The 25,596-nt window shown below is 68.0% G+C and carries 24 protein-coding genes; 10 read left to right on the top strand and 14 right to left on the bottom strand.

Going from position 1 to position 25,596, the window contains the following annotated elements:
* Positions 1-24: 24 nt before the first annotated feature.
* Genes DQ353_RS13450 through DQ353_RS13465 form a run of 4 tightly spaced genes read left to right on the top strand, consistent with a single transcriptional unit; the run spans position 25 to position 4,866 of the window.
* Complete coding sequence (locus tag DQ353_RS13450) at positions 25-783, top strand: LamB/YcsF family protein (protein WP_113763252.1); 759 nt, start codon at positions 25-27, stop codon at positions 781-783.
* On the top strand, positions 780-2,399 hold the full coding sequence (locus DQ353_RS13455; RefSeq protein ID WP_113763253.1) for a 5-oxoprolinase subunit B/C family protein: 1,620 nt from the start codon (positions 780-782) through the stop codon (positions 2,397-2,399). Before DQ353_RS13450 ends, DQ353_RS13455 begins: the two co-directional genes overlap by 4 nt.
* The gene (locus DQ353_RS13460) at positions 2,396-4,138 is read left to right on the top strand and encodes an acetyl/propionyl/methylcrotonyl-CoA carboxylase subunit alpha (protein WP_113763254.1); all 1,743 of its coding nucleotides are present in this window, start codon (positions 2,396-2,398) and stop codon (positions 4,136-4,138) included. Before DQ353_RS13455 ends, DQ353_RS13460 begins: the two co-directional genes overlap by 4 nt.
* 41 nt (positions 4,139-4,179) lie before the next feature.
* Entirely contained in the window at positions 4,180-4,866 is a 687-nt protein-coding gene (locus tag DQ353_RS13465; protein WP_113763255.1) for a GntR family transcriptional regulator, read from the top strand.
* A gap of 24 nt (positions 4,867-4,890) precedes the next feature.
* On the opposite strand, the gene DQ353_RS13470 is transcribed toward DQ353_RS13465, so the two are convergent.
* The 5 genes from DQ353_RS13470 to lysA form a co-directional block, all read right to left on the bottom strand.
* Positions 4,891-5,655 (bottom strand): SurA N-terminal domain-containing protein, encoded by a 765-nt coding sequence (locus DQ353_RS13470; RefSeq protein ID WP_113763256.1) that lies wholly within the window; start codon positions 5,653-5,655, stop codon positions 4,891-4,893.
* A gap of 117 nt (positions 5,656-5,772) precedes the next feature.
* Positions 5,773-6,582, bottom strand: a complete 810-nt coding sequence (locus tag DQ353_RS13475; RefSeq protein WP_286166811.1) for an amino acid ABC transporter ATP-binding protein — start codon at positions 6,580-6,582, stop codon at positions 5,773-5,775.
* Positions 6,579-7,532 (bottom strand): amino acid ABC transporter permease, encoded by a 954-nt coding sequence (locus DQ353_RS13480; RefSeq protein ID WP_286166812.1) that lies wholly within the window; start codon positions 7,530-7,532, stop codon positions 6,579-6,581. Before DQ353_RS13480 ends, DQ353_RS13475 begins: the two co-directional genes overlap by 4 nt.
* Before the next feature lie 4 nt (positions 7,533-7,536).
* Positions 7,537-8,478, bottom strand: coding sequence for an ABC transporter substrate-binding protein (locus tag DQ353_RS13485; protein WP_113763258.1), 942 nt, complete (start codon positions 8,476-8,478; stop codon positions 7,537-7,539).
* A 60-nt stretch (positions 8,479-8,538) separates the two neighbouring features.
* On the bottom strand, positions 8,539-9,843 hold the full coding sequence (lysA, locus tag DQ353_RS13490) for a diaminopimelate decarboxylase (RefSeq protein WP_113763259.1): 1,305 nt from the start codon (positions 9,841-9,843) through the stop codon (positions 8,539-8,541).
* Positions 9,844-10,029: 186 nt separating this feature from the next.
* On the opposite strand from lysA, the gene DQ353_RS13495 reads away from it, so the two are divergent.
* Together DQ353_RS13495 and DQ353_RS13500 are read left to right on the top strand one after the other, a co-directional pair.
* Positions 10,030-11,670 carry a PucR family transcriptional regulator gene (locus DQ353_RS13495; RefSeq protein ID WP_113763260.1) on the top strand — a complete coding sequence of 547 codons (1,641 nt, stop codon included), beginning with the start codon at positions 10,030-10,032 and terminating at the stop codon, positions 11,668-11,670.
* A gap of 193 nt (positions 11,671-11,863) precedes the next feature.
* Positions 11,864-12,244 carry a hypothetical protein gene (locus DQ353_RS13500; protein WP_181578394.1) on the top strand — a complete coding sequence of 127 codons (381 nt, stop codon included), beginning with the start codon at positions 11,864-11,866 and terminating at the stop codon, positions 12,242-12,244.
* A 27-nt stretch (positions 12,245-12,271) separates the two neighbouring features.
* On the opposite strand, the gene DQ353_RS13505 is transcribed toward DQ353_RS13500, so the two are convergent.
* Positions 12,272-13,522 carry an MFS transporter gene (locus DQ353_RS13505; protein WP_113763262.1) on the bottom strand — a complete coding sequence of 417 codons (1,251 nt, stop codon included), beginning with the start codon at positions 13,520-13,522 and terminating at the stop codon, positions 12,272-12,274.
* 414 nt (positions 13,523-13,936) lie between these two features.
* Between DQ353_RS13505 and DQ353_RS13510 the strand changes: the two genes are divergently transcribed.
* Both DQ353_RS13510 and DQ353_RS13515 read left to right on the top strand, forming a co-directional pair.
* Positions 13,937-14,926, top strand: a complete 990-nt coding sequence (locus tag DQ353_RS13510; RefSeq protein ID WP_113763263.1) for a nucleoside hydrolase — start codon at positions 13,937-13,939, stop codon at positions 14,924-14,926.
* The gene (locus tag DQ353_RS13515; RefSeq protein ID WP_113763264.1) at positions 14,923-15,912 is read left to right on the top strand and encodes an adenosine deaminase; all 990 of its coding nucleotides are present in this window, start codon (positions 14,923-14,925) and stop codon (positions 15,910-15,912) included. The genes DQ353_RS13510 and DQ353_RS13515 overlap by 4 nt, the downstream gene beginning before the upstream one ends.
* A gap of 94 nt (positions 15,913-16,006) precedes the next feature.
* On the opposite strand, the gene DQ353_RS13520 is transcribed toward DQ353_RS13515, so the two are convergent.
* The 3 genes from DQ353_RS13520 to DQ353_RS13530 all read right to left on the bottom strand — a co-directional run bounded on the left by DQ353_RS13520 (position 16,007) and on the right by DQ353_RS13530 (position 18,633).
* Positions 16,007-16,822 (bottom strand): putative hydro-lyase, encoded by an 816-nt coding sequence (locus DQ353_RS13520; RefSeq protein ID WP_113763265.1) that lies wholly within the window; start codon positions 16,820-16,822, stop codon positions 16,007-16,009.
* Between the two features lie 69 nt (positions 16,823-16,891).
* A complete protein-coding gene (locus DQ353_RS13525; protein WP_286166813.1) occupies positions 16,892-18,109 on the bottom strand; it encodes an NRAMP family divalent metal transporter in 1,218 nt (405 codons plus the stop codon).
* 230 nt (positions 18,110-18,339) lie between these two features.
* Positions 18,340-18,633 carry a DUF1540 domain-containing protein gene (locus tag DQ353_RS13530; RefSeq protein WP_071214031.1) on the bottom strand — a complete coding sequence of 98 codons (294 nt, stop codon included), beginning with the start codon at positions 18,631-18,633 and terminating at the stop codon, positions 18,340-18,342.
* A 241-nt stretch (positions 18,634-18,874) separates the two neighbouring features.
* Here DQ353_RS13530 and DQ353_RS13535 point away from each other — a divergent pair, with 241 nt between their 5' ends.
* Positions 18,875-20,332: a GuaB1 family IMP dehydrogenase-related protein gene (locus tag DQ353_RS13535; protein WP_113763267.1), complete on the top strand. Its 1,458-nt coding sequence runs from the start codon at positions 18,875-18,877 to the stop codon at positions 20,330-20,332.
* Between the two features lie 7 nt (positions 20,333-20,339).
* Here the strand turns inward: DQ353_RS13535 and DQ353_RS13540 are convergent, their stop codons facing one another.
* The 3 genes from DQ353_RS13540 to DQ353_RS13550 form a co-directional block, all read right to left on the bottom strand.
* Complete coding sequence (locus tag DQ353_RS13540) at positions 20,340-20,834, bottom strand: Lrp/AsnC family transcriptional regulator (RefSeq protein ID WP_071214487.1); 495 nt, start codon at positions 20,832-20,834, stop codon at positions 20,340-20,342.
* A gap of 152 nt (positions 20,835-20,986) precedes the next feature.
* Positions 20,987-21,439 (bottom strand): DedA family protein, encoded by a 453-nt coding sequence (locus DQ353_RS13545; RefSeq protein ID WP_113763305.1) that lies wholly within the window; start codon positions 21,437-21,439, stop codon positions 20,987-20,989.
* A gap of 79 nt (positions 21,440-21,518) precedes the next feature.
* The gene (locus tag DQ353_RS13550) at positions 21,519-22,805 is read right to left on the bottom strand and encodes an MFS transporter (RefSeq protein ID WP_113763268.1); all 1,287 of its coding nucleotides are present in this window, start codon (positions 22,803-22,805) and stop codon (positions 21,519-21,521) included.
* 203 nt (positions 22,806-23,008) lie between these two features.
* On the opposite strand from DQ353_RS13550, the gene DQ353_RS13555 reads away from it, so the two are divergent.
* A complete protein-coding gene (locus tag DQ353_RS13555) occupies positions 23,009-23,842 on the top strand; it encodes a hypothetical protein (RefSeq protein WP_146755251.1) in 834 nt (277 codons plus the stop codon).
* Here the strand turns inward: DQ353_RS13555 and DQ353_RS13560 are convergent.
* Complete coding sequence (locus DQ353_RS13560; RefSeq protein ID WP_113763270.1) at positions 23,839-24,204, bottom strand: non-heme iron oxygenase ferredoxin subunit; 366 nt, start codon at positions 24,202-24,204, stop codon at positions 23,839-23,841. The genes DQ353_RS13555 and DQ353_RS13560 overlap by 4 nt on opposite strands.
* Positions 24,205-24,320: 116 nt before the next feature.
* Positions 24,321-25,532, bottom strand: coding sequence for an NAD(P)/FAD-dependent oxidoreductase (locus tag DQ353_RS13565; RefSeq protein WP_113763271.1), 1,212 nt, complete (start codon positions 25,530-25,532; stop codon positions 24,321-24,323).
* Between the last annotated feature and the right edge of the window lie 64 nt (positions 25,533-25,596).

Genomic DNA, 25,596 nt, shown 5'->3' on the forward strand with positions numbered 1-25,596 from the left:
CACAACACGAGACGGGGGTCACAAATGCCTTACATCGACCTGAATTCCGACGTCGGGGAGTCCTTCGGCAGCTGGGTGATGGGCGACGACGCCGCCATATTCACCTCCGTATCCTCGGCGAACGTTGCCTGCGGATTCCACGCCGGGGAACCCAGCGTCATCGCCCAGACCTGCCGCGACGCCGTCGCCGCCGGGGTCACCATCGGCGCCCACGTGGGCTACCGGGACCTGGCCGGCTTTGGCCGCCGCTTCCTGGATTGCTCCCCCATGGAGCTGGCCGACGACGTGCTCTACCAGCTTGGCGCCCTCGAGGCCCTGGCCCGCGCGTCCGGCTCGTCCATCAAGTACGTCAAGCCGCACGGCGCGCTCTACAACACCATCGTGCACCACGAGGCCCACGCCCAGGCCGTCATCGACGCCATCCGCGCCTTCGGCTCGGACCTGCCGGTGCTGCTGCTTCCCGGCTCCGTCGCCTTGGCCAAGGCCGAGGCCGCGGGCCTGCGCCCGGTCGCCGAGGCCTTCGCCGACAGGAACTACACCCCCGCCGGCACCCTGGTCTCGCGCCGCGAGGCCAACGCGGTGCTGCACGACCCGGCAGCCGTCACCGCCAACATGATCCGCCTGGCCACCGAGAAGACCATTGTCGCCATCGACGGCTCGGTCATCCCCATGGACGCCGAAAGCATCTGCGTGCACGGTGACACCGCCGGGGCCGTAGCCATGGCCGCGGCCGTGCGCGCGGGCCTGGAATCCGCCGGCGTCACCATCAAGAGCTTCGTATGAGCGTGATCGCCACCCGCTTCGCCGGAACCCGGTCGGTGCTCGTGGAGCTCTCCGACCTCGACTCGGTGCTGGCCCTGGACGCACTGCTGGGGGCCAGCCCCCTGCCCGGGCAACTCGATGTGCTGGCCGCGGCAAGCACCGTGTTCATCAAGGCCGATTCCTGGGCCAACGCACAGAAGATCGCCGGCACCGTGCGCACCCTGGAGCTCGGGTCCGCCCCGGCCGACGCGGGCACCGAGGTGGAAGTACCCGTGCACTACGACGGGGAAGACCTCGCCGAGGTCGCGGAAAAGACCGGACTGAGCCTCGAGGGCGTCATCAACGCCCACTCGCGGCAGCTGTGGCGGGCTGCCTTCGGCGGCTTCGCACCGGGCTTCGCCTACCTGCTGGGCGAGGACCAGGTCCTGAACGTTCCGCGTCGCTCCACCCCGCGCAAGGTCGTGCCCTCCGGCGCCGTGGCACTGGCCGGGGACTACTCGGCCGTGTACCCGCGCGCCTCCCCCGGCGGCTGGCAGCTGATCGGGCACACCGATGCAGTGCTCTGGGACCTGGACCGGAAGAACCCTGCACTGATCCGCCCGCAGGACCGGGTGCGCTTTGTTCCCACGCGCACCGCCATGCAGGTGGCCGCCACGCCCCGGGCGCACAGCGCACCGGTGACCGGCGGCAACCTGCTCGAAATCCTGGACCCCGGGCTGCAATCCCTGATCCAGGATCTGGGTCGCCCGGGCTACGGCGAGCTGGGGGTGTCGGCGGCGGGCGCCGCGGACACCGCCTCCGCCGCGCAGGCCAACCGGCTCGTGGGCAACCGCGCCACCGAGGCCGTCATCGAAAACCTGCTCGGGGCCATGAGCCTGCGCGCCCACGGGGACGCGGTCATCGCGGTGTCCGGAGCCACCGCCACCATCCGGGTGGACCCGGTGGACGGGGACGACTTCCACGGTGAGCGCGAGATCCCGATGGACACCCCCTTCGCGCTGCTTGACGGCGAGGTGTTGACCCTGGAACCCGGTGGCAACGGGCTGCGCAGCTACCTGGCGGTGCGCGGCGGAATCGACGTCGCGCCGGTGCTCGGCTCGCGCTCCACCGACTCGATGTCAGGCATCGGCCCGGCGCCGCTCACGGCGGGCACCCGGCTGCCGGTCGGCGCGATCCACGGGGCCCACGTGGTGGGCAATCCCGAGCCTTCCCCGCTGCCGGTTCCCGACGCCCAGGGCATCTACACGCTGCGCATCAGCGCCGGCCCCCGCGGGGACTGGTTCGGTGAAGCGGGTCTGGAACGGCTCACCGGGCAGGCTTGGAAGGTCTCGGCCGAATCCAACCGTGTCGGTGTCCGCCTGGCCCTGGGCCAGGACGCCGAACCGCTGCAACGCATCCGCGAGGGCGAACTGGCCTCCGAGGGCGTCGCCGTAGGCGCGCTGCAGGTCCCGCCCTCCGGCCTGCCGGTGCTCTTCCTGGCAGACCACCCGGTCACCGGCGGCTACCCGGTCATCGCCGGGGTCATCGCCGAGGATCTGCCCGCCGCGGCCCAGCTGCCTCCCGGGGCCACCATCCGTTTTGAATATGTCGCTCCCACCCAGTCCGGCACTTCCACCGACGAAGGAACCCACGCATGAAAAAAGTATTGATCGCCAACCGCGGGGAAATCGCCGTCCGCATCGCCCGCGCCTGTGCCGACGCGTCCCTGGTTTCCGTGGCCGTCTACTCCGACCCCGATGCCGACGCGCTGCATGTGCGCCGCAGCGATGAGGCCTACGCCCTGAACGGGGCGGCCAGCTCCGATACCTACCTGGACATCGACAAGATCCTGGACATCGCCGCCCGCTCGGGCGCCGACGCGGTCCACCCGGGCTACGGCTTCCTGGCAGAGAACGCCGACTTCGCCCAGGCCGTCATGGAAGCCGGGCTGACCTGGATCGGCCCGGATCCCGACGCCATCCGCGCACTGGGCAACAAGGTCACCGCCCGCGAAATCGCCGTGCGTGCCGGCGCGCCCCTGGTCCCGGGCACCGATGGACCGGTGGAATCGGGCGCCGAGGTCCGCGCCTTCGCCGAGGAGTTCGGGCTGCCTGTGGCCATCAAGGCGGCCTTCGGCGGCGGCGGACGCGGCATCAAGGTCGTGCGGACCCTCGAGGAAATCGACGACGCCTTCGAATCCGCCGTGCGCGAGGCGACCGTGGCCTTCGGCCGCGGCGAATGCTACGTGGAGCGCTTCCTGGATCGGCCGCGCCACGTCGAGGCCCAGGTCCTGGCCGACACGCACGGCAACGTCGTGGTGGTCGGCACCCGCGACTGCTCGCTGCAGCGCCGCAACCAGAAGCTCGTCGAAGAGGCCCCCGCCCCGTTCCTGACCGATGCGCAGCGTGCCTCCATCCATTCCTCGGCCAAGGCGATCTGCCGCGAGGCCGGCTACCAGGGCGCCGGAACCGTCGAATACCTGGTCGCCCCGGACGGCCTGATCTCCTTCCTGGAGGTCAACACGCGCCTGCAGGTCGAGCACCCGATCACCGAGGAAACCACCGGTGTGGACCTGGTGGCCGAGCAGTTCCGCATCGCCGACGGGCAGGCGCTCTCGATCACGCAGGACCCGACCCCCACTGGCCACTCCTTCGAGTTCCGCATCAACGCCGAGGACCCGGCCCGTGGCTTCCTGCCGGGCCCCGGACGCATCACCGCCTTCGAAGCGCCCACCGGATCGGGCATCCGCGTTGATTCGGGCGTGCGCACCGGTTCGGTGATCCCCCCGCACTACGACTCGTTGATGGCCAAACTGATCGTCACCGGCGCCACCCGCGCCCAGGCGCTGCGCCGGGCCAAGGTCGCCCTGGATGAGATGGTCATCGCCGGGGTTCCCTCGGTGCTGCCCTTCCACCGTGCGGTGGTGCGCAACGCCGACTTCGCCAACAACAAGCGCTACGGGGTCTACACCACCTGGATCGAGTCCGAGTTCGCGGCCGAGCTGGCCTCCAGCCCCGAGATCGCCGCGGCCGAGCCGGGCTCGGCGCGCGAGACCCTCACCATCGAGGTGGACGGCAAGGCCATGAACATCGGCCTTCCGGCCTCGCTCGTGGACTCGATCCGCCACGGCGGCACCGGTGCGGCCTTCGACGCGGCAGCCCAGAACATCGCGTCCGCGGCCGACGAATCGACACTGGCCGCCCCGATGAACGGAAACCTGGTCAAGTGGGTCGCCGAGGATGGCGCCGCAGTGGCCGAGGGCGACACCGTTGCCGTGCTTGAGGCCATGAAGATGGAATCAAACATCACCGCCCACCGTGCCGGCACCTTCGGCCGCGGAACCCAGGAACCGGGGACCGCGATCGCCCGCGGCGAAGCACTCGGGAGCATCGCTTAACGCTTGCGGTTTCCGCGGACAGGTTCGATTAGATTGAAAGGATGCCAGTGAACGCCTTGTTATCGTCCCTGCCCCTGGCCGAGGGGTCAACCCACGCGCACACCGGTGCGTGGGTTGCCGCGGTGTTGCGTTCGCGGATCGCCGAGGGCCAGCTGCTGCCCGGCACCAAGCTTTCCGAGCAGGCGCTCTCGGCCGCCATGGGGGTCTCGCGCAACACGCTGCGCGAGGCCTTCGCCGTGCTTGACCACGAGCTGGTCATCACCCGCATCCCCAACCGCGGCGTTTTTGTTTCCTCCCCCGGGCCCGAGGGAGTGCGGGAGATCTATGCGGTGCGCCGGATGATCGAGCCCGCCGCGGTGCTGTGGGGACCCGACCTGGACGTCGCGGCCCTTGAATCCATCATCGTTGACGCGCGCGCCGCGCTGAAGGCCGGGGACATCGCCAAGATGGCCGATGCCAACCAGTGCTTCCACGAGGAACTGGTCCGGGCCACCGGCAGCGTGCACCTGCAGGAACTGATGACCAAGGTGCTGGCGCGGATGCGCCTGGTCTTCCATGCCATGGGGGACGCCCCCGACTTCCACTCGCACTACGTGGAATTGAACGCCACGCTGGTGGACCTGCTGCAGTCCGGCAAGCGCGAGCAGGCCTCGGAGGAAATGCGCGGGTACCTGGATCGCGCCGAGGCCGAGCTGCTGGCCCACATCGCGGCCGACGAGGAACACTAGGCTCCCACGCGCGACACCGCCACGTTACATGCCCATGGTGATCTTGGCGTCCTTGCGCAGCACCGCGACGTAGTCCTTGACCGCTGCGGCCTCTTTCTGGAGCTTGAGCTGCTGTTCGAGCTCGGACTTCATTGTCTTGTAGCTTGGCGCCTTTGGCGCGTCCTTGTCGGTGGTCGCCTGCTTCTTGAACTGGTCGAGCACCACCTGGTATGCGGCCTTGGTTTCCTTTTCGGAGGGCCGGAAGTCGCCCACCTCCTTGGCGATCAACCGCTCGACCTCGAGCTGGGTCTTCAGTTGCGCGCGTACGGCGTCCTGGTTCAGTCCCTGGGCGTCCATGGCCGCCAGGAATTCCTTGGTATCCATGTCGTTGGACTTGGCAACGTCCCCCAGTGCCGCGTCCAGGTCCTTGGAGGTGGCAAAGACCTTCTTCTTCGCCGCCTGCTGGATCAGCAATTCGGTGTTCACCAGGCCCTCCGCCGTCTGCTTGCGCAGTTGGCCTTGGTCGAGTTCCTCGCCTGAGAGCTGCGCCTGCTGCAGGACCTGGGCGAACTGGCCCTCATAGATCCGGGTGAAGTCGGCCTTGGTGATTTCCTCGCCGTTGACGGTGGCGATGATCTCGGGGACCCCGGCGAGGTCCGGGGTCGGGCTTGCGGCATCGGACGGTGCAGCCTCGACGGCCGCGCTGCTGGAGGCGGGGGCCGCTTCCGGTTCCGCCGTGGCACTGCACCCGGTCATGAACGACAACGAGGCGACAAGGGCCATGGAAAGAACCCACTTCTTCTGCAACATAAACTCCCAGCATTTGGATCGACCCTTCGAACACTAACAGGCGAAACCGGGCGGCCGCTGGACACCCGCAGGTGGACGCGGCCGCATGACCGGCACCCATATCCCGGAGCACCGCCGCTAGATCACGTTTTCCAGGAAAGCGCGGGTTCGTTCGTGGCTGGGGTTGCCCAGCACCGCGGCCGGTGAACCGGATTCCACCACGACGCCGCCGTCCATGAACACCACCTCGTCGGCCACGTTGCGCGCGAACCCGATCTCGTGGGTCACCACGATCATGGTCATGCCGCTGGCGGCGAGCTTCTGCATCACGTCCAGCACATCTCCCACCAGTTCCGGGTCCAGTGCGCTGGTCGGCTCGTCAAAGAGCATCAGCTTCGGTTCCATGGCCAGCGCCCGGGCAATGGCCACGCGTTGCTGTTGGCCGCCGGAGAGCTTGGCCGGGTGCAGGGCGGCCTTGTCTCCCAGCCCGACCTGTTCCAGCAGCTCGTGGGCCTGGGCAATGGCTTGCGCCTTGGGGATCCTCTTGATGCCGATGGGTGCGGCGATGATGTTTTCCAGCGCGGTGAGGTGCGGGAAGAGGTTGAAGCGCTGGAACACCATCCCGATGCCCCGGCGTTGCCGTGCGACCTCGCGCGGCTTCATCTCGTGGAGCTTGCCATTGCGCTGGGCGTAGCCGATGAGTTCGCCGTCGAAGTTGATCCTCCCGCCGTCGATGCGTTCAAGGTGGTTGATGCAGCGCAGGAAGGTGGATTTGCCCGACCCCGAGGGCCCGAGCAGGCACATGACCTGCCCGGCATCGACCTGCACGTCGATGCCCTTGAGCACCTGGAGCTGGCCGTAGCTCTTGCGCACCCCCCGGGCCTGGACCAGCGGCAGGCGGTGCTCGTCGGTGCGGACCGGGGACGGGGATTCAAGGATCGAGTTCATTTTCTGTTGCCTTCCTGGCTGCGACGTACGCGATGGACAAGGGCCACGGCCCGGCCGATGGGTGTGGGTCCCAGGGTGCGGGACCCCCGGCCGTAGTGGCGTTCGAGGTGGTACTGCGGCACCGACAGGATGGAGGTCAGCGCCAGGTACCAGATGCTCACCACGATCAGCAGCTCGACCTGGTGAAGGTTCTGCGAGGAGATGCGGGCGGCCACCGTGTAGAGCTCGGCCACGGCGATCAGTGAGAGCAGCGCGGTGTCCTTGAGCATGGAAATCGTCTCGTTGCCCATGGGCGGGATGATGACGCGCATGGCCTGCGGCAGCTCCACCTTGAACAAGGTGAACAGCGGGGTCATGCCCAGCGAATAGCAGGCCTCCTTCTGCCCTTGGTCGACCGAGAGCATGCCGGCGCGCACGATCTCCGCGGTGTAGGCCCCCTGATTGGTGGTCAGGGCGATCACGCCGGCCACGAAGGCCGGGATCAGCGCGTTGGTGTCGACGGTGAAGACCGTGAAGTCGGTGAACGGAACCCCCAGTGACAGCTGCTTGTAGAGCAGGCCCAGGTAGCCCCAGAACACGATCTGCACCAGCAGCGGGGTGCCGCGGAAGATCCAGATGTACAGCCAGGCGACGGAGTTCAGCACCGGATTTTCGGAGAGCCGCATCAGCGCCAGCACGATCCCCAGGATCGTGGACAGCACCATGGTGATGATTGTCAGCGCCACGGTGAGCACCGCGCCGGCCACGATCCGGTCGCTGAAGAGGTACCTGGCGATCGTGGGGTGGTCGATGTTGGGGTTCTGCCACAGCGAGGTTCCAACCCCGAGCAGGGCCAGCAGGATCAGGGATGCCAGCACCCAGCGACCTGGGTGGCGCAGCGGGACGGCCACGATGTCGTGGGCACCGGGTTCCACCGCCACGGGGGCCGGCGGTGCGGGTTGCCGGTGCACGGTGCTACTTCCCGCCATTGTTCACACCGGCCTCGGTCACGGCGAAGTCGGACAGGTCGTACTTCTCCATGAGCTGGGTGTAGGTGCCATCCTCGACGAGCGACTGCAGCGCCAGGCGCAGCGCCTCGGTGAGGTCCTTGTTTTCCTTCAGCAGGCCGATGCCGGTGTAGACCGGATTGTAGCCGTTGGGGAACCCGGGGTCCTTGACCAGTTCGAAGAGCTTGCCGTCTCCCGCTGTGGCCGCGGCATAGGTGGCCACCGAGGCGTCCACGACGTCGGCAACGGCCTTGCCCGAGCGCACCGCGGTTTGGGCATCAAGCTCGCTGGGCAGTTGCACCAGCTCGATCGGGGACTTGCCGGCCTCCTGGCACTTGGCGGCGAAAGCGGCCAGGTACTCGCCCTGCACCGTCGCCTTCTGGACGGCAACCGGCTTGCCGCACAAATCGATGATGGATCCGATCCCCTCGGGGTTCCCCGCGTTGACCAGGATCTTGAACCCGGCATGGAAGTAGTCCACGAAGTTCAACACCTTCTGGCGTTCGGCGGTGTCGTTCATCCCGGCGAAGATGATGTCGTTCTTTCCCGCCTGCAGCGACGGGATCGAGGAGTCGAAGGCCTGCTGCTGGAAATTGAACTTCACCCCCAGCTTCCCGCCCATGGCCTGGGAGAGGTCGTAGTCAAGGCCGGTGGGGTTGTTGTTCTCATCCAGCATTTCCATGGGCGGGTTGGGGATGTCGGCGGCCACGTTGATGGCCCCTGCGTCCTTGTACCTTGCCGGCAGGGCAGCCGCGGCGGCGGCGTCGACCTCGACGCCCACCTGGGGTGCCGGGGTTCCCGCGGTGACCGGCTCATCGACGGAGCAGCCGGTCAGGGCCAGTCCAATGGCCAGGGTGGCGGCCGAAAGGGTGATCAGCCCGGGACGGTTCTGGTGCGATGTGGTGTTCATGGCGGTGCGGTTTCCTTTGGGAGTGGGAGGCAATCGGGAATGCAGGGGGGTGCGGCCTGGTTACCAGCGGCGCAGCAGGGCAGGCTGTTGGGTGCGCAGCAGGTCCTCGTAGGTTTCCCGGGCGACAGCGAGCGTGGAGGACCCGTCGGCGCAGAAGATCACCGGCGGCTTGCACGCCCCGTTGTAGTTGTTGGCCAGGGTGTAGGCGTAGGCACCGGTGGCCGGCATGGCCACCAGGTCCCCGACCTGCGGGTCGGCCAGCAGCGCGCCCGCGGACATGAGGTCGCCCGATTCGCATTGCCGCCCCACCACGTCGGCGATGACGGTGGGTTCGGCCCCGATCTTGGTGGCCATCAGGGCCTCGTAGCGCTGTCCGGTCAGGGCGATGTCGATGTTGTCCGCCATGCCGCCATCGATGGCGACGAAGGTCTTGCCAGTGGTCTTGACCGTGTTGACCGAGTACAGCGTGATGCCGGCGCGGGCCACGAGCGAGCGGCCCGGCTCGATGATGAGCTTCGCTTCGGCCGGGAGCAGCCGGTCGGCGGCCTCGGCCAGGGTGTCCAGGTAGGCCTCGACGCTCGGGGCGATCTCGTCGTAGGTGTATTTCACGCCCAACCCCCCACCCACGTCGTAGGTGTCGAAGGTGCCGAACTCGGCAACGGATTTCACGGCCTGCGCGAACGGCTCGGTTTCCAGCACCTGGGAGCCGATGTGGACGTGGATGCCCTCGAAGTGCAGCAGCGGGTGCTTGGCGATGCGTGCGATGGCGCGGGTGATGTCCGCGGGGGGAAGCCCGAACTTCGAGTCGTTGCCGCCGGTGACCTGCGAGGCGTGGGTGGCCGGGGTGATGCCCGGGATCATGCGAAGCAGGACACGCTGTTCCTTGGTGGCCATGGCCTCGAGGCGGTCCAGGTCGTCGAAGTTGTCCACGATGATCGCCCGGATTCCCGCAGCCAGCGCCATCTGGATTTCCGCATCGGACTTGGCGTTGCCGTGCAGGTAGATGTTCGAGGGGCAGACCCCGGCGGTCAGCGCCATCATGAGTTCCCCGCCGCCGGCCACGTCGACGCTGAGGCCTTCGGCCTGGGCGATGGCGTACATGGCAACGCACGGCAGGGACTTGGAGGCGAAAAGCACCTCGGAGTTCGGGCGCCGGGAGCCCAGGCCCTGGACGAAGCGGCGGATCTGCCGGCGCAGCCCGGTCTCGTCCATGATGTAGGCCGGGGTTCCGTACTGGCGGGCCAGTTCGCTGACCGATACCCCGCCAATGGACAGTTCCCCGGTGTCGGAGACCGTTGATTCTTCCGGGAGGATGTCCATCAACAAGTTGATGTCCGGGTGCTGCAGCTGCTGGGTCACTGTCATGGTGGTGTGCCGTGCTTTCTGGTGTTTTCGACCGGTCCTTGCCTCGGCAAGCCCCGGGAACGAATGTGATCTGCGTCAACTGTAAGATTGGCGTCATCGAAAAAGTTCGTAGTTGAATCCAGGCTTCGGCTTGCATATTTGTCCGATCCGCTAAAGACGCATGCGGGACGAAAGGAATGGATCCCGTTGAACAGCTCCGGAGCACCACTGACCTTGGCCGGGCTCCTGGAAAGCCTGGGAGCCCCGCTGCTGACACCCCTCACCGGCGTCCAGGGCCTTGACGCCTCGATCTCCGTCCCGGTCATCCACGACCAGCTGGATCCGCTGCCCGAAACTCCCGGGGGCATCCTGCTGCTGGTGGGAGTCTCTCCGGCCAACCCCGACCTGGCCGACCTCATCGGGCGGGCGGCCGAGAACGGATTCGGCGCGGTCGTGCTCAAGGGCCATGGGCGGGAACCCGATGCAGCGCAACTGGCAGGCGCCGGCTTGCCCGTCCTGGTCGTGGATGACCAGGTCCCCTGGCTGCACCTGGACAACCTCATCACGGCGGTGACCCGGGGCCGTCCCGCAGGCGGCAGGGGCGCCGGCGCCCACGGCGAGGACCTGTTCGTATTGGCCAACGCCCTGGCCACGGCCACCGACGGCGCGGTGGCCATCGAGGACCTGGACCAAAACATCCTGGCCTACTCGAACCTCGAGCGGCACGCCGTCGATCCGTTGCGCCGCAGCGGCATCCTGGCCCGGCAGGTCCCGGAAATGGAGAAGAACGCCGCCCAGTACCGGGCCGTGATGCTCACCGATTCGGTGGTCCATTTCCCCTACGATCCGCTCGACGGCGAATTGCCCCGCTGCGCGGCGCCGGTGCGCGCGGGCCGGCAGATGCTCGGTTCGATCTGGGTGATCGAGGACAAGGCGCCGCTGGGACCGGACGGCGAGGCGGCAGTCCTGGAAGTCGCCCGGCTGGCAGCCATCCACATCCTGCGCTCGCAGAACGCGGTGGACCTGGAACGCCAGGTGCGCACCGAATGGTTGCGCTCGGCGCTCGAGGGCCACGGTTCCGATCCGGGGACCTCGGCACGTTTCGGGCTCATGGACGGGGTTGCCCCGGTGCTTCTCGGTTTCACCTTCGCCCCGGACCCCGCGGGCCAACGTCCCGGCCACGCGTTGCCGCTGACCCGCCAGCTGGCCGTTGCCGCCGAGCAGTACTGCTCGATCTTCCACCCCAATGTCTCCTCGGTGGAATCCGGGCGCATGGTCTATGTCCTGGTTCCGGCCATCGGCACTGCGCAGGCGGCCATGCGCCTGGCCGTCGGGGCATCCACCGCGCTTGCGGCCCGTTTGGGTTTCCAGGTGGACGTCGCCGTGGGCTCCGTGGAACCGGGCACCCCGGGCCTGCCTGAATTGCGCAAGGAACTCGAGGAGGTGGTGCAGGTGTTGGAGATCCCCGGTCCACGCGGTGCTGTCGGACGTGTGGTCGGCTCCAGGGACGTGAATGCTGCCCTGCTGCTGGACCAGCTCGCGCGCATCATGGAGTCGCGGCCCCGACTGGTGCATCCGGGGGTGCTGGAGCTGCTGGAACACGACGCCGCCTCGGGTACCGAATACCGTGCGAGCCTGTCCGCCTATTTTGCCGCGACCGGAGACGTGGCCGCCGCCGCCCGCGCGCTGAACGTGCACCCCAACACGCTGCGCTACCGGATCAAGCGCGCCACCGAGCTATTCGGGCTGGACTTCTCGACCGGCGACGAGCAACTGGCGCTGTGGATGCAACTGCGCGTGGCGAAGCCGCACGGATCCCGGACGTGGCCTGGCCGGGCACAACGATGAGGCGGCGTTCCGGCGCGGCCGGGCTGTCGGTTCGCGCGCCGGACGTGGCCACCGGGGGTCCATGGGAGGGACCGGTGTTTCGGCTCCGCGATCGGCGCTTTGCACCCATTTGTTGCCTCCCGCTGTCATCGGAACCGGCATGTTGCCGGCGGTCGCCGGGTGCACCGCGCCCATCAACACGTCCACTTCGTGCATGCCGCCGGCCTGCACCCGCGATTCCCCGGTCGTTGCCCCGGGCGAAACCTTGGGGATATCGGCACCCGATGCCTTGTGCAACCCGGGCCACGGCGAGGATGCCCTGGTGCGCGTTGAACTCGTCGACGCTCGGCAGCAAGTCCTGCCCACCAGGCTCGCGCCCATGTCGGATGCCGGTTCGTTCGCCATTGGCCTTCGCGTCCCCGCTGGAACCACGCCGGGTGCCTACGGCATTGCGGGCATGCCGGATCGATTGGATTCTTGCGGCGACACCGGCCGCAACAACCGGTTGGGCAGCGCCGGCACCGGGATCGAAGGCAGTGCCCAGGCTCGCGCATCCTGGGCCATGCCCCGCGTCGGGTTCCGGGTCGCCAAGTGACCGCCCGGCGACCGGGTATGGCCTGGATCAGCGGGTCTTTTGTTCGCGCCCGTGCTCGACCGGCAGGGGTTCGACCCGTTCCAGGGCGTGCGGCAGGAACTTGCGCGAGTTCGTTCCGATAAAGGCCAGCGACACCAGGGCCAGGGCCATCATGGCGAGAATGATCCAGGCGCCGTCGATCCATTGCGCGGCCACGGCCACGGCTGTCGGGGCCAGGAATCCCACGTAGGCCAGCGTGTAGAAGAACCCGGTGAGCTTGCCCAGCTCGTGGGCCGCGGCCAGCCGCTGGATCTCCAGCAGCCCGCCGACCATCAGCAGCCCGTTGCCGCAGCCCAGCACCGCGGAGGCCACCAGCCCCAGCGCGGGGCTCGGCACCAGGATCGCGGCCAGCAAGGCCGCCAGACCCAGCAGCACGACCAAGGCGCCGGTGAGCAGCGAACGGGCCGAAACCACGGTGTCCAGCCGGCGGGCCAGCGGCTGGATCAGCACGCTGCAGCCCAGCGTGATGGCCACCGCCGCCGTGGCGTAGGCCAGCCGTCCCTCCCCCAGCCCCGGAACAATGGCGGGGACGACGGCGAAACCGGTGGTGCCGGAGGCAAAGACCCATGGCGCCGCCGGCGCGACCACCAGCCTGAACCGCTTGCGGGCCCGCGGGTTGGCGGCCTGCGCCTCCTCGGTTCCGCCGACGGGTTCTCCGGCGATGCGCGTCTCGGGCAGCCTGGCCACCACGAAAAGCACCGGAACGCATAGGGCAATGTGCACCGCGTACGGGAGGAACGCCGGGGCGGGGGCGTTGTTGGCCAGCAACCCACCGACCACCGGGCCGAACCAGAACCCGGCGCTGGTCAGCAGGGACGCGCGCCGGGCTCCCGATCCTGCCACCGAGTGCAGGTCCCACGGCGCCTGGGAGAGTTCCTTGACCCAGCTGGTGGCCGCGGCCATCACCAGCCCCGTGGCGACGCCCGCCATGAGGCGCCCGGCAAAGAGCGGAAGGGCCCCGAGAACCGAGCCCATCATCGCCACGTTGGCCGTCATGGACAGGGCCACGGCAAAGAGGGTGATGTGCTTGCGCCCGGTCCGGTCCGAGTACCTGCCGCCAAGCAGCAGTGCCGGCACCAGCCCCAGCACGTAGACACCCAGCATCGAGGTGACCATGATCTCGGAGAAGCCGTGCTCCTGCCGGTAGTAGACCAGCAGGGAGACGAACTGGTTGGCACCCCAGCCGACCATCATCAGGCTCAGGGCTGCGGGGAACCAGGGCTTGGCTGGGCGGGACATGGCTGTGATCGCGATCCTTCAACGGGCGGTGGCATACGTGCTTGCTGGCCAGTGTTTCACGGTTGCGCCCCGGCAACGGGGTTGATGACTCGGTGCATCGCCGCCCCGGTGGGCCTCGCGATGTCCGGCCCGCTCCAGGTCCCCTCGTTCACCGCGAAAACCACGGCCTGCCGGCTCGGGATCGCTGCCGGCTGCGCGGGAGGGCCGGGCCCCTGGACCCCGAATTCTTCCACGGGCAGCCGAAGGACACCCGGACGCCGCCGGCCACCACCCGCGGCTGGCCGAAGCCCGGGCGCCCGGTAGTCTTGATACCTGATTCCGCGAAGGCTCCCCCGGGCAACTGCGCACCACGCGCCCCGGCCGAGGGAGCCTTGCGCGTGGCCAACCCACCGACCAACAGCAGGGGCAACACCTATGGACAGCAGCATCGACACGCGACCGTTCTTCCTGGATTGCGACACCGGGATCGATGACGCCCTGGCGCTGGCCTACCTTCTGGGGGCCGGGGCCAACCTCGTGGGCATCGGCTCGGTCTCCGGGAACACCAGCGCGGCCCAGGGGGCGCTCAACACGCAGAACCTGCTGGCGCTGGCCGGCCACGCGGGAATCCCGGTCGCGCTGGGCCACCACGACGCGCAGGCCCGCCCGTACGGCGGAGGGGCACCCCATGTGCACGGGAACAACGGCATCGGCGAGGTCCAGCTTCCCGACGCGGGCCTGGAACTTGCCCCCGAGTCCGCGCCCGAGATGCTGGTGCGGCTGGCCCGGGCGCACGCCGGGGAATTGCGCGTCATCGCCATCGGCCCGCTGACCAACATCGCTTCGGCGCTGCGCTTGGACCCCGGGCTTCCCTCGTTGGTGAAGGAACTGACCATCATGGGTGGCGCGGCCCTGGCCCCGGGCAACATCACCGCCGTCTCCGAGGCCAACATCCACAACGACCCCGAGGCCGCCGCGGAGGTCTTTGCCGCCGGCTGGGAGATCGTGCTGGTGCCGCTGGATGTGACCATGAACCACGTGCTGGAGGAACACGACCTCCAGACCCTGGCTGCCAGCGAGTCACCGGCAGTGCAGGCGGTCGCGGCGATGCTCGGCTACTACTTCGATTTCTACCAGGGCGTCTTCGGCAGGCGCTGCTCGGTCATGCACGACCCGCTGGCCGCGGCCATCGCGATCGGGAAGGTGCGGCCGACCTCCGCGCCGTACGCGCGCGTGGTCGTTGACGCCACCGACGGGCCGGGCCGCGGGCAGAGCATCTGCGACATGCGCGGAGTCTACAAGGGCCACCCCAAGCCCGACGGAGCGCACTGCCGCGTGGTGCTGGCGGCCACCGAGGATGCCATCGGGGAGATCGTGCGCGGCACCCTGGCGCTGGCCGCTGCGTCGCTGGTGGCTCTCCCGTGAAATTGCCCGTTGCCGAACTGCACATACATCTGGAAGGGACCCTGGAGCCCGAGACCATCCTGCACCTGGCCGGGCAGAACAACGTTGACTTGCCGTGGCCTTCGCTGGAGGAGCTGCGCGCGCAGTACGACTTCAGCAACCTCCAGTCCTTCCTCGACCTGTTCTACGCGAACTTGGCGGTGCTGCGCACCGCTGCGGACTTCCAACAGATCACCACCGCATACCTGCGCCGGGCCCACGAATCGGGCGTGCGGCATGTTGAGTTGTTCTTCGACCCCCAGGCCCACCTCGAACGCGGCCTGACGCTTGCCGAGGTGATCTCCGGGATCCGTGCGGGCCTCGAGACGGGGTTGTCCCGCTGGGGCATCACGCACAAGCTCATCGCCTGCTTCTGGCGCCATGCCCCCGCCGAATCCGCGATGGAGATCCTGCGCACCCTGGTGCGGGAGAAGCACGCCGTCGACGGCATCGGGCTGGATTCCTCGGAGCTCGGCTACCCGCCGGTGCTGTTCCGGGAGGTCTTCGCCTACGCCCGGGAAAACGGGTTGCACGTTGTGGCCCATGCCGGCGAGGAGGGCCCGGCCGAGTACATCGTCCAGGCCCTCGACCTGCTGCAGGTCGAACGCATCGACCACGGAATCCGCTGCCTCGAGGACCCGGCCCTGGTACAGCGGCTGGTGGCCGAGCAGATGCCGCTGACCGTGTGCCCGCTCTCGAATGTCCGGTTGCGGGCAGTGGACACCATGGCCGAGCATCCGCTGCGGCGGATGCTGGACCTTGGCCTGAAGGTATCCATCCACTCGGATGACCCCTCCTACTTCGGCGGCTACCTGGACGCGAACTTCGACGCGGTCATCGCGCAGTTCGACCTGAGCCGCGGGGAGCAGGCGGTGCTGGCCAGGAACTCGATCGAGGCGTCCTTCCTCGACGCCCCGGCCAAGGCACTGCTTTTCGGCGAAGTGAACGCCTGGCTGGAATCACGCTAGATTCAGGCCAAGAACCCCGAGCAAGGCCATGCCCGCCCTGTTGAACAGGGCGGGCATGGCTTTGCTCGGGGTGTGTATTTGCGCCGCTTGCTTGCTACGGCACCAGGTAGTTGCTGTCGCGGGCGTCGGTGATGAGCATGTGCCCGGGCGCATGTCCGATGGCCAGCGCGGGCTTGGACTCCATGACGGCCGCCTGCGGGGTGACCCCGCAGGCCCAGAACACCGGGATGTGCCCGGCCGGGATCTGGACCGGATCCCCGAAGTCCGGCTTGGACAGGTCCGTGATGCCCAGTTCCTCCGGGTTGCCGATGTGCACCGGGGCCCCGTGCACCGCGGGGTAGCGGGAGGTGATGCGCACCGCGTCGGACACCTGGGAGGCGGGGATCGGGCGCATGGATACCACCATGGGCCCGGACATCGACCCGGCCGAGGCGCTGCGGATGTTCGACTTGAACATCGGAACGTTCACTCCCTGGTCGATGTGCGCGATCCTGATCCCGCCCTCCATCAATGCGGTCTCGAAGGTGAACGAGCAGCCCACGATGAAGGTGACCAGGTCATCGCGCCAGTACCCGGACAGGTCGGTTGGCTCTGCGACCTTCACGCCGTTTTCGTAGACGACGTACTTCGGCACGTCGGTGCGGATGTCCCCGCCGGCCAGCAGTTCCCCGCTGGTCTCCCCCGCGTCCAGCACGCCCAGGATCGGGCAGGACTTGGGGTTGCGCTGGGCGAAGAGCAACACGTCGAAGGCCTGGTCCCTGGGCACGATGATCAGGTTCGCCTGGGCGTAGCCGAGGGAGAAACCGGCGGTCGGCACGGCCAATCCGTTGCGGAACAGTTCACGTGCCTGGGCCGGGGACAGGTCTGCGCGTTCCCCGGCTCCGGGTGTTGGCGAATTGGCGGGTGTCATGGTGGCTGGCGTCCTTTCGACAGGGTGTTTCAGCTTGCGGGGATGTTGGTGGGCGTTCGGGCTTCGGGGCTAGACCCAGAGCTTGGAGAGGCCCGCCAGGGAGTTCCAGCCGAGGAAGAGGGTCAGCAGCCAGGTGGCGACGCCGATAATCAGCAGCCACTTGGGGTAGACGTAGCCCTGCAGCAGGTCGCGGCGGCGCCAGGCGGCCCAGAGCAGGACCGCGAAGCCGACCGGCAGGATCAGTCCGTTGAAGGCGCCGGCGAAGATCAGCAGCGTCTGCGGGGCCTGGCCCAGGAAGAGGTAGATGACCGCACACACCGCGATGAACGCGACGGTGATCAGATTGCGGGTGCGCTCGGGGGTGGTGGACTTGGTGACGAAGGAAACCGAGGTGTAGGCGGCACCGATGACGGATGTCAGGGCGGCGGCCCAGAGGATCACGCCGAAGGAGCGCATCCCGATATCTCCCGCAGCGTGGCCGAAGGCCTCGGCGGCCTTGTTGTCGCTGGTCAGCACGACTCCCCCGGCGACAACGCCGAGGATGGCCAGGAACAGCAGCACGCGCATGATGCCGGTGACGATGATGCTCAGGATGGAGGTGCGGGTGATGTCCTTGACGTTCTCGACACCGGCCGCGCCCGAGTCGAGCATGCGGTGGGCGCCGGCGTAGGTGATGTAGCCGCCGACGGTGCCGCCGATCAGCGTGGTGATGATCAGGAAGCTGATGTTCTCCGGCAGGACCGCGTTCTTCAGCGCCTCGCCCACCGGGGGTGCGGCGACGATGGCCACGTACAGCATCAACAGGATCATGATCGCGCCGAGCATCACCACGATCTTGTCCAGGGCCATGCCGGCGCGCTTGGAGAGGAAGATCAGGATCGCCACGACGGCGGAAAGGATGCCGCCGATCTTGGGGTCGAGCCCCATCATGGCATTCATGCCCAGGCCGGTGCCGGCGATGTTGCCGATGTTGAAGACCATGCCGCCGATGAAGACCAGCGCGGCCAGGACCCATCCGATGCCGGGGAGCACCTTGTTGCCAAGTTCCTGGGCGCGGAGACCCGAGACGCCGATGATGCGCCACACGTTCAGCTGGACGGCGATGTCCACCAGGATGGAAACGACGATCGCGAAGGCGAAGGAGGCGCCGATCTGGACCGTGAATTCGGTGGTCTGGGTGATGAAGCCGGGCCCGATGGCGCTGGTGGCCATGAGGAACATGGCGCCAAGCATTGCTGTGCGCCTGGCAGAAGTACTGAGCTTCGGTTTCGTGCTTGGAGTGGCCATGATTCCATCCGTCGGGGGTGCGGGTGACAGCTGTCACAAGTGGGGAGCGATGAAAGGTACATTACAGGTTGTTGAACAATCATGGCAATAGGTTGTTCAACAATTCATCCCGGGCACCCCCTCCCCCGACGCCGAAGGAAACCCGCGGATTGCACCCGAACCCGGACACGACAAGGCCCTTCCCCGCGCCGCGGTTCGCCGGCGCAGGGAAGGGCCCAAACAGTCGCGACTCAGGCGCCGTGCTCGTACGTGAGACAGTCCGCATTGTCCGCGCCGGGCCCCACGCGCACCGATTCCGCCGCACACATCAGGTGGTCATTGTGGGTGCATTCCATGCGCTGGCAGGCACCCACCGAGGCCAGGATCTTGGGCAGGCCGCCGTGCACGCCGGTGTCGATGAACGTCGCGCATTGTGCGTGGTCGGCATTTCCGCCGATGGTGATGCCCGATGCCCCGCAATGGGTGTGGTCGTTGAACGAGCAATTGGACACGGAACATTCGGTAACGGGCACGGTGACTGTCATGATGCACTCCTCGAACCGGCGGTCTCGCGGATTTCGAACCGCTCCGGGTACCACGGTAACCCCAAACCGTGCCCGGAAATTAGTGCTGCTTACGGGTCCCAATCGGGAGGGTCGCTACCCTCGGATACACGATTGCGGGGCACGATTCAGTGCGCCGAATATGCCCGAATCCCGATCGCGCACCCCGCCTACGGTGATGCACCTCACGCGCGGGACGTGCGTGCGGCTGTAGCCTGAAGGCGTGAAATTTCTCAACGATGTGCTCCCTGCCCACGACCTGACCTACAGCGACACCTTCATGGTTCCCTCGCGATCGGCGGTGGTGTCCCGCTCCGGGGTGGACCTTGCCACCCCGGATCGCGTGGGCACCTCCATTCCGCTGGTGGTCTCCAATATGACGGCCGTCGCCGGCAAGCGCATGGCCGAAACCGTCGCCCGCCGCGGCGGGGTCACGATCCTGCCCCAGGATATTTCCCTGGCCGCCCTCACCGACATGGTCACGAAGGTCAAGGCAGCACACACCGTCTTTGAAACGCCCATCACCGTGGATGTCAACGACTCGGTCTCCACCGCGCTGGCCCTGTTGGGCAAGCGCTCCCATGGTGCGGCGGTCGTGCTCGACGGGCACCGACCGGTGGGCATCGTGGCGGAAAAGGACTGCTTCGAGGTCGACCGCTTCACCCCGATCAACAAGGTCATGACCCCGGACATCGTCACGGTGGCCAAGGATGCGGACCTGGACTCGGTGTTCGACACCCTGGCCACCCGCCACCTGGGCATGGTCCCGGTGCTCGATGGCGAGCACCTCGCCGGCGTGCTGACGCGCAAGGGGGTGCTGCGCTCCGGGCTCTACACCCCGGCGGTCGACCCGGACGGCCGGCTCATGGTCGGTGCGGCCGTGGGCATCAACGGAGACGTCGGTTTCAAGACCGCCGAACTGCTCGAGGCCGGCGTGGATGTGATCGTGCTGGACACCGCCCACGGGCACCAGGAAAAGATGATCGAGGCCCTGCCGCTGGCGGTCGCCGCCCGCGACGACTTTGCCCGGCGCACCGGACGCCGGATCCAGATTGCCGCTGGAAACGTGGTCACGGCCGCCGGAACCCGCGACCTGGCCGCGGCCGGCGCCGACATCCTGAAGGTCGGGGTGGGACCCGGGGCCATGTGCACCACCCGGATGATGACCGGGGTGGGGCGCCCGCAATTCTCCGCGGTCCTGGAATGCGCCACCGCCGCGCGGGAGGCCGGGGTCGAGGTGTGGGCCGACGGCGGGGTCAAGTACCCGCGCGACGTGGCCCTGGCCCTGGCCGCCGGCGCCGCGTCGGTGATGATCGGCTCCTGGTTCGCCGGGACCTACGAATCGGCCGGGGATCTGGCCTCCGACGGCGAGGGCCGGCTCTACAAGGAAAGCTTCGGCATGGCTTCGGCGCGCGCGGTGCAGCAACGAACCCGGCACCAGTCGGCACTCGAGCGTGCCCGGGCAGCGCTCTTCGAGGAGGGGATCTCGCATTCGCGCATGTACCTGGATACGCAGCGTCCGGGCGTGGAGGACCTGATCGATTCGATCGTTTCCGGGGTCCGCTCGTCCTTCAGCTACGCCGGGGCAGCCTCGATCGCCGAGTTCCGCGAGCGCGTCATCGTCGGGGTGCAGTCCGCCGCCGGCTACGAGGAGGGACGCCCGCGCGAGGTGTCCTGGTAGGACGGGGCTACAGCCAGGGCACCGCGCCCTGGCTGTGCTCGAAGACCAGCGAGGTCTGGGTGGTGGCCACCGCAGGGTTTGCCGAGAGGTTGTCCAGGACGAACTGGCGCACGTCCTTCGAATCGCGCACCGCCACGTGGATCAGGAAGTCGTCCGCACCGCCCAGGAAGAAGAGCTGGGTGACCCCGGGCTTGGCGCGCATTTCTTCGGCAAAGGAGGACATCAGGTGGCGGGCGCCGGGGCGGATCTTCACGAAGATCAACGCCTCGAGCGCGTGCCCCAGGACCTCGGGGTCGATTTCCAGGGTGAAGCGGCGGATGACCCCCGCCGAGCGCAGCGCGTTGAGCCGGGCCAGGCAGGTCGAGGGGGCGATGCCCAGTTCCTCGGCAAGCGAGTTGTTGGTGCGGCGCGCATTCTCCGTGAGCATGCGCAGCAGCCCGCGGTCGATGTCGTCCAGCTCCACGGGGTTGGACTGGCGAATATTCCTTTGAGTGATGGCCATGCCGGTACCCAGCTCTCGCACTAAAACAATGGTTCCCTGAATCGTACCGACGAATATTTGCCAAAGCGCTCAACGCGCCGCAGGAAGAACACGACAGTGCACCCACTCGTTGCCGGGGTCCCGGGGCCCAGTTCAGTTGCGGGAGCCCTTGGTCAGGAGTCTTGCCGGCGGTAGCGGATCCACGCCAGGGTCGTAATCGCCAGCACCAGCGCCCCCGCCACGATCCACTGCCAGCCCAGGGCCAGCCAGGCGTAGATCACTGCCATGCCCACGGTGGAATACATGGTGGCCCAGATCAGGCAGCCGACAACGACCGCCGGGAGGTAGCGCAGCACCGGCATCCGGGCGACACCCGCGCTGGCGTTGACCGCGGTCTGGATGCCCACGGTCATGAAGGACAGCGGGATGGCAAGGATGCCCCAGCGCTGGATGAACCGTTCGGCCCGCTGGTAGATCGGCCCGGTGAGCACATGCTGGAAACGGGTGTGCTTCACCCCGGCGGCGATGCCGCGGCCCAGCCAGTAGGTGGTGTTCGCACGGGCCATGGAAAGCAGGAACAGAAAGGCAAACGCCCAGCCGAAGGGTGCGTCTTTTAACCAGTCCATGGTTCCCAGCCTATCGGTGCCGGGCCGCGGGACCTGACTTTCGTGAGCCACCATACACCGCCCGGTAAGTGCTCTTTTCCTACGGAACCGAGCGGATGTTGCGCACCAGCAGGGCACCGAAGATGCCGATGATGGCTGCCACGACGAACAGGGCCGTGTAGCCGCCGAGCATCTTCAGCGAAACGAACGCGAGCGCCGGGGCGATGACCTGGGGCAGCGAGTTGGCCACGTTGATCACACCCATGTCCTTGCCCCGGGACTTGGCCGAGGGCAGCACCTGGGTCAACAGCGCAAAGTCCACGGCCAGGTACGCGCCGAAACCGAGTCCCAGCACCCCGGCACCGATGATGGCGCCGGTGAAGTTCTGCGACACGGCAATGATCAGCGCGGAGCAGGCCACGACGATCGAGGAAACGATCACGAAGATCTTCCGCTTCCCGCTCCTGTCGCTGATGGGCCCCAGGATCACGGCGCTGATGATGACCATGACCGCGTAGATGCCGGTCAACACCAGCACCCCGCCGGCGGGGTCGGGGTGCTCGACCACGTCCGTGAGGAAGAAGAGCAGGTAGACGATGGTCATCTGGTTGCCGGTGTTCATCATGAACCGGGTCAACCAGGCCCAGCCGAAGTCCCGATGTGTCAGCGGATTGATCCAAAAGCCCTTGACGAAGTCCAGCAGGTTGAAGTCGGTGCGGAATTCACGCGGAAGCTGCGGGTCGTTGGGGCGCAGCACATAGGGGACGACCGCAACCACCAGGGCAGCGGCGCAAATGAAGTAGCCAACGGCGATGTTCCCCGAAATCACGAAGCCCACCACGGCCCCGAGCAGGATGCCGACGGTTTGGCCCATGGCCGCCAGTCCCCCGATGCCGCCGCGCCGGCGTTCGGGCACGCGGTCGGGGATGGTGGCGGTGACGGTGGAATAGGCTGCGTTGGCGGCGGCCTGCAGGCCGCACCAGCCCAGCAGCATCAGCCCGACGGTGGTGGCCCCGGAGAGCACCAGCAGCGCGGCCGCACCCAGGATGGCCCCGGCGAGGATCCACGGCGAGCGGCGGCCCATCTTCGAGACCGTGCGGTCCGACAATGCCCCGAAGAGCGGGTTGGCCACCAGTGCCACCGATGCGCCGCAGGCGGTGACCAGCGACAGGATCGCTTCCTTGGACCCGGCATCGATGGCCGTGGCCTGCAGCCCGAGCAACACGTTGATGGGGGCGAAGAAGACGATGTTGATGCCGATGTTGATCGCCACGACCGAGGCCACCCAGCTGCGGGTGACGTCCTCGGTCGGCGTGCGCAGGGCCTCGGGGAGCCCGGCTTCTCCACCGCCGGCAAGGGCCGTGGGATCGTGGGGTGTGCCCGCCAACTAGATCATGCCCGAGAGCATGCCTGCTCCGGTCCCCACGAGCAGGGCCCCGATGAGCAGCCAGGTGATCACTTTGACGCGTTTGCGAATCGATTCCATAGTGCGTTTATCGTAGGCGAGTTTTGCTCCCGGCGCCCCTTTGCGGAAACCTGTATTGCGCGTACCGCACATCCTTTCGGGCCGGGGCAGATTAGGCTACTGGCATGAACAAAAGCGGATCCGAGCCAATGTTGTGGGCCCCGCGCCACAGCGGCTGGAATCTGGCCCACCATTTGCTGCCGTCCTATGTGTTGCTGGCCTTCCTGGCGGGCACCGGGGTGTACGCGCTGCTGAACGGACGGCCGGTGCTTTCCACCGGGTTGCTGGCCAGTGCCCTGGCCGTGCTGATGGGCGTCGTCGCCGCATATCGCCGCCCCACCGCGGACCAGGAGGCCGGGACCGGGGCGGTCGGCACCAGCACGGGACCGCGGGCAGCCACGTGCTTCCCGATGTTCCGGACCTCGCCGCAGTGGGCAGCCGCGGTGATGGGCCTGGCGGTGGTGATCCTGGTGGCCACGGTGGCGCTGAGCGCACGGCTGTTGGTCATCCACAGCTACGACCCGATGGTCTTGATCGTCCTGCTGACGATTTTCCTGCTCGGGATCGGCGTCTATGTCTTGAACCGCGGGATCCGCATGGCGCGCATTGCCGCCGCATCCCAGGATCCCGGGGTCTATCTCACCCGCAGCCGCATCGTGCTGCACTCCTCGCGCGGCACCCGGGAAATCTACTGGAACGACCTCGAGGGCATCGAGCCAACCGATCCGGCCCGCCACCGGCCACTGGGCAAGCGTGGCCCGGCTTGGATCGTGGTGCACCCGCGGGCCGGGGACACCGTCGGCGCGAAGGACCTGGTGATCCTGGTCCACGAGCTCACAGCCAACCCGGACCAGCTGATGCGCACCCTGGAGCATTATTGGGTCAACCCGGCGGACCGGGCCGAGCTCGGGACCGCTGCGGCGCTGGAACGCGTGCGGGGATTCGCTCCGCTTCCCTAGTTTCCGCCCGCGGCCGTTCCCGGATGCAGCAGCACCCGCCCGGCCAGGAGATCGACCCTGTGGGTGCGGGCATCGCGGAGGGCCGGCAGGCACAGCACCTTCCCGTCGCACAGGCGGAAGCGCGAGGAATGCAGCGGGCATTCGATCTCGCCGTCCTCGAGCCAGCCCTCGGACAGGGACGCGACCTCGTGCGGGCACTCGTCGTCCAGCGCGTAGTAACGCCCGGAATCGGTGCGGAAGAGCGCTATGTCCTCCGGGTACCCGCTGGTTTCCGCGGGGACCAGCACGGCGCTGCCCGGTTCCAGCAGTTCCTCGTCGCCCAGGTCGACCACCGGGGTGCCGGGGCCGGTTTCGGTGTCCATGCGATTGCGCCTATCTCTGAAGGGGAGGGCGGACCGGGGCAACCGGCCGCCGCTGCCCCCAGTCTTGCCCTTCCGTGCCCGGGCGGGCAAGGGCTGGCGCCCCTCGGGCGCAAGGTTCAGCGGGCCAGTTTCTTCAGCGGGACCTCGGGGTCGGCGAGCGCTTCGGGCGGGACGACGATGCCGCGGTCGATGATGCGCCGGGCTGCCCGGATCATCAGTCCGCCGTCGATCGCCGCGGCCCCGAGCATCCGCCCGTCCGCGGCAACGTTGAAGGCGGCCACCGGTTCCCCCTCCTTCAGGCGCAGGATGGTGGTCCCTTCGGCGTTCATGTCCCCCACGCCCTCGACGTGGGTGCCGTGGCGGTCGGACCAGAACCACGAGGCGCCGTGCACCGGCGGTTCCTGGCCCAGGATCGCGGCGGCCGCGGTGGCCCCGGTGTTCATGGCATGTTCCCAGTGCTCCCCGCGCCGCAGCAGCGTCCCGTCGGCGGACCGGGTGCGGGCCATGTCCCCCACGGCGTAGATCCGCGGGTTCGAGGTGCGCTGGCGCTCATCGACCAGCACCCCGTTGTCGGTTGCCAGGCCCGCGGCCCGGGCAAGGGCGGTGTTGGGGATGATGCCGATGCCCACGAGCACCTCGTCGCACTCGATGACCCGGCCGTCGGCCAGCTCGATCCGGTGGCCCGCCCCGGTCCGCTTGATGCCCGCGGGCGTGCCGTGGACGACGGTGATGCCCGCATCGGAGTGCATGGCGTGCAGCCGGTGTGCCAGCTCCGGGCCGACGGCCGGGACCAGGGGGGTCTCGACGGGATCGATGAGGGTGACCGTTGCCCCGAGGGCCAGCGCCGAGGAGGCGACCTCGGCTCCGATGAGCCCGGCCCCGACGATGGCCAGCCGGATGCCCGGGGCGAGCTTGCCGCGCAACGTGTCTGCATCGGCGCGGCTGCGCAGCACCAGCACCGAGTCCAGGTCCCCGCCGGCCACCGGCAGCGGGCGCGCGGAGCCGCCGGTGGCCAGCACCAGGGTGTCGGCGTGCAGTTTCCTGCCGTCCTCAAGTTCCACGCCCAGCGGTTCGGTCGCCAGCGCGTGCACCGTGGCACGGAGAAGTCCGATGCGGTGTTCGGAGAACCAGGAGGCCGGTGCCAGTTCGATGCCGGCGGCGTCCTTGTCCCCCAGCAGGTAGGCCTTGCTCAGCGGCGGTCGGTCGTACGGGATCCCGGCGGGGTCGATGATGTCGATGGTGCCGGTGAAGCCGCGCGTCCGCAGGTTCTGCGCGACGGTGAACCCGGCCAGGCCGCCGCCGACGATCAGGATGGATTCAATGCTCATGGGGGGGTGTTGCCGATCCGTGGAGGTGGTCATGGAGGTTCAGCGCTGCGGGCCGGCACAACCT

It is taken from the genome of Arthrobacter sp. AQ5-05 (assembly GCF_003287975.1).
Lineage (GTDB): Bacteria > Actinomycetota > Actinomycetes > Actinomycetales > Micrococcaceae > Paeniglutamicibacter.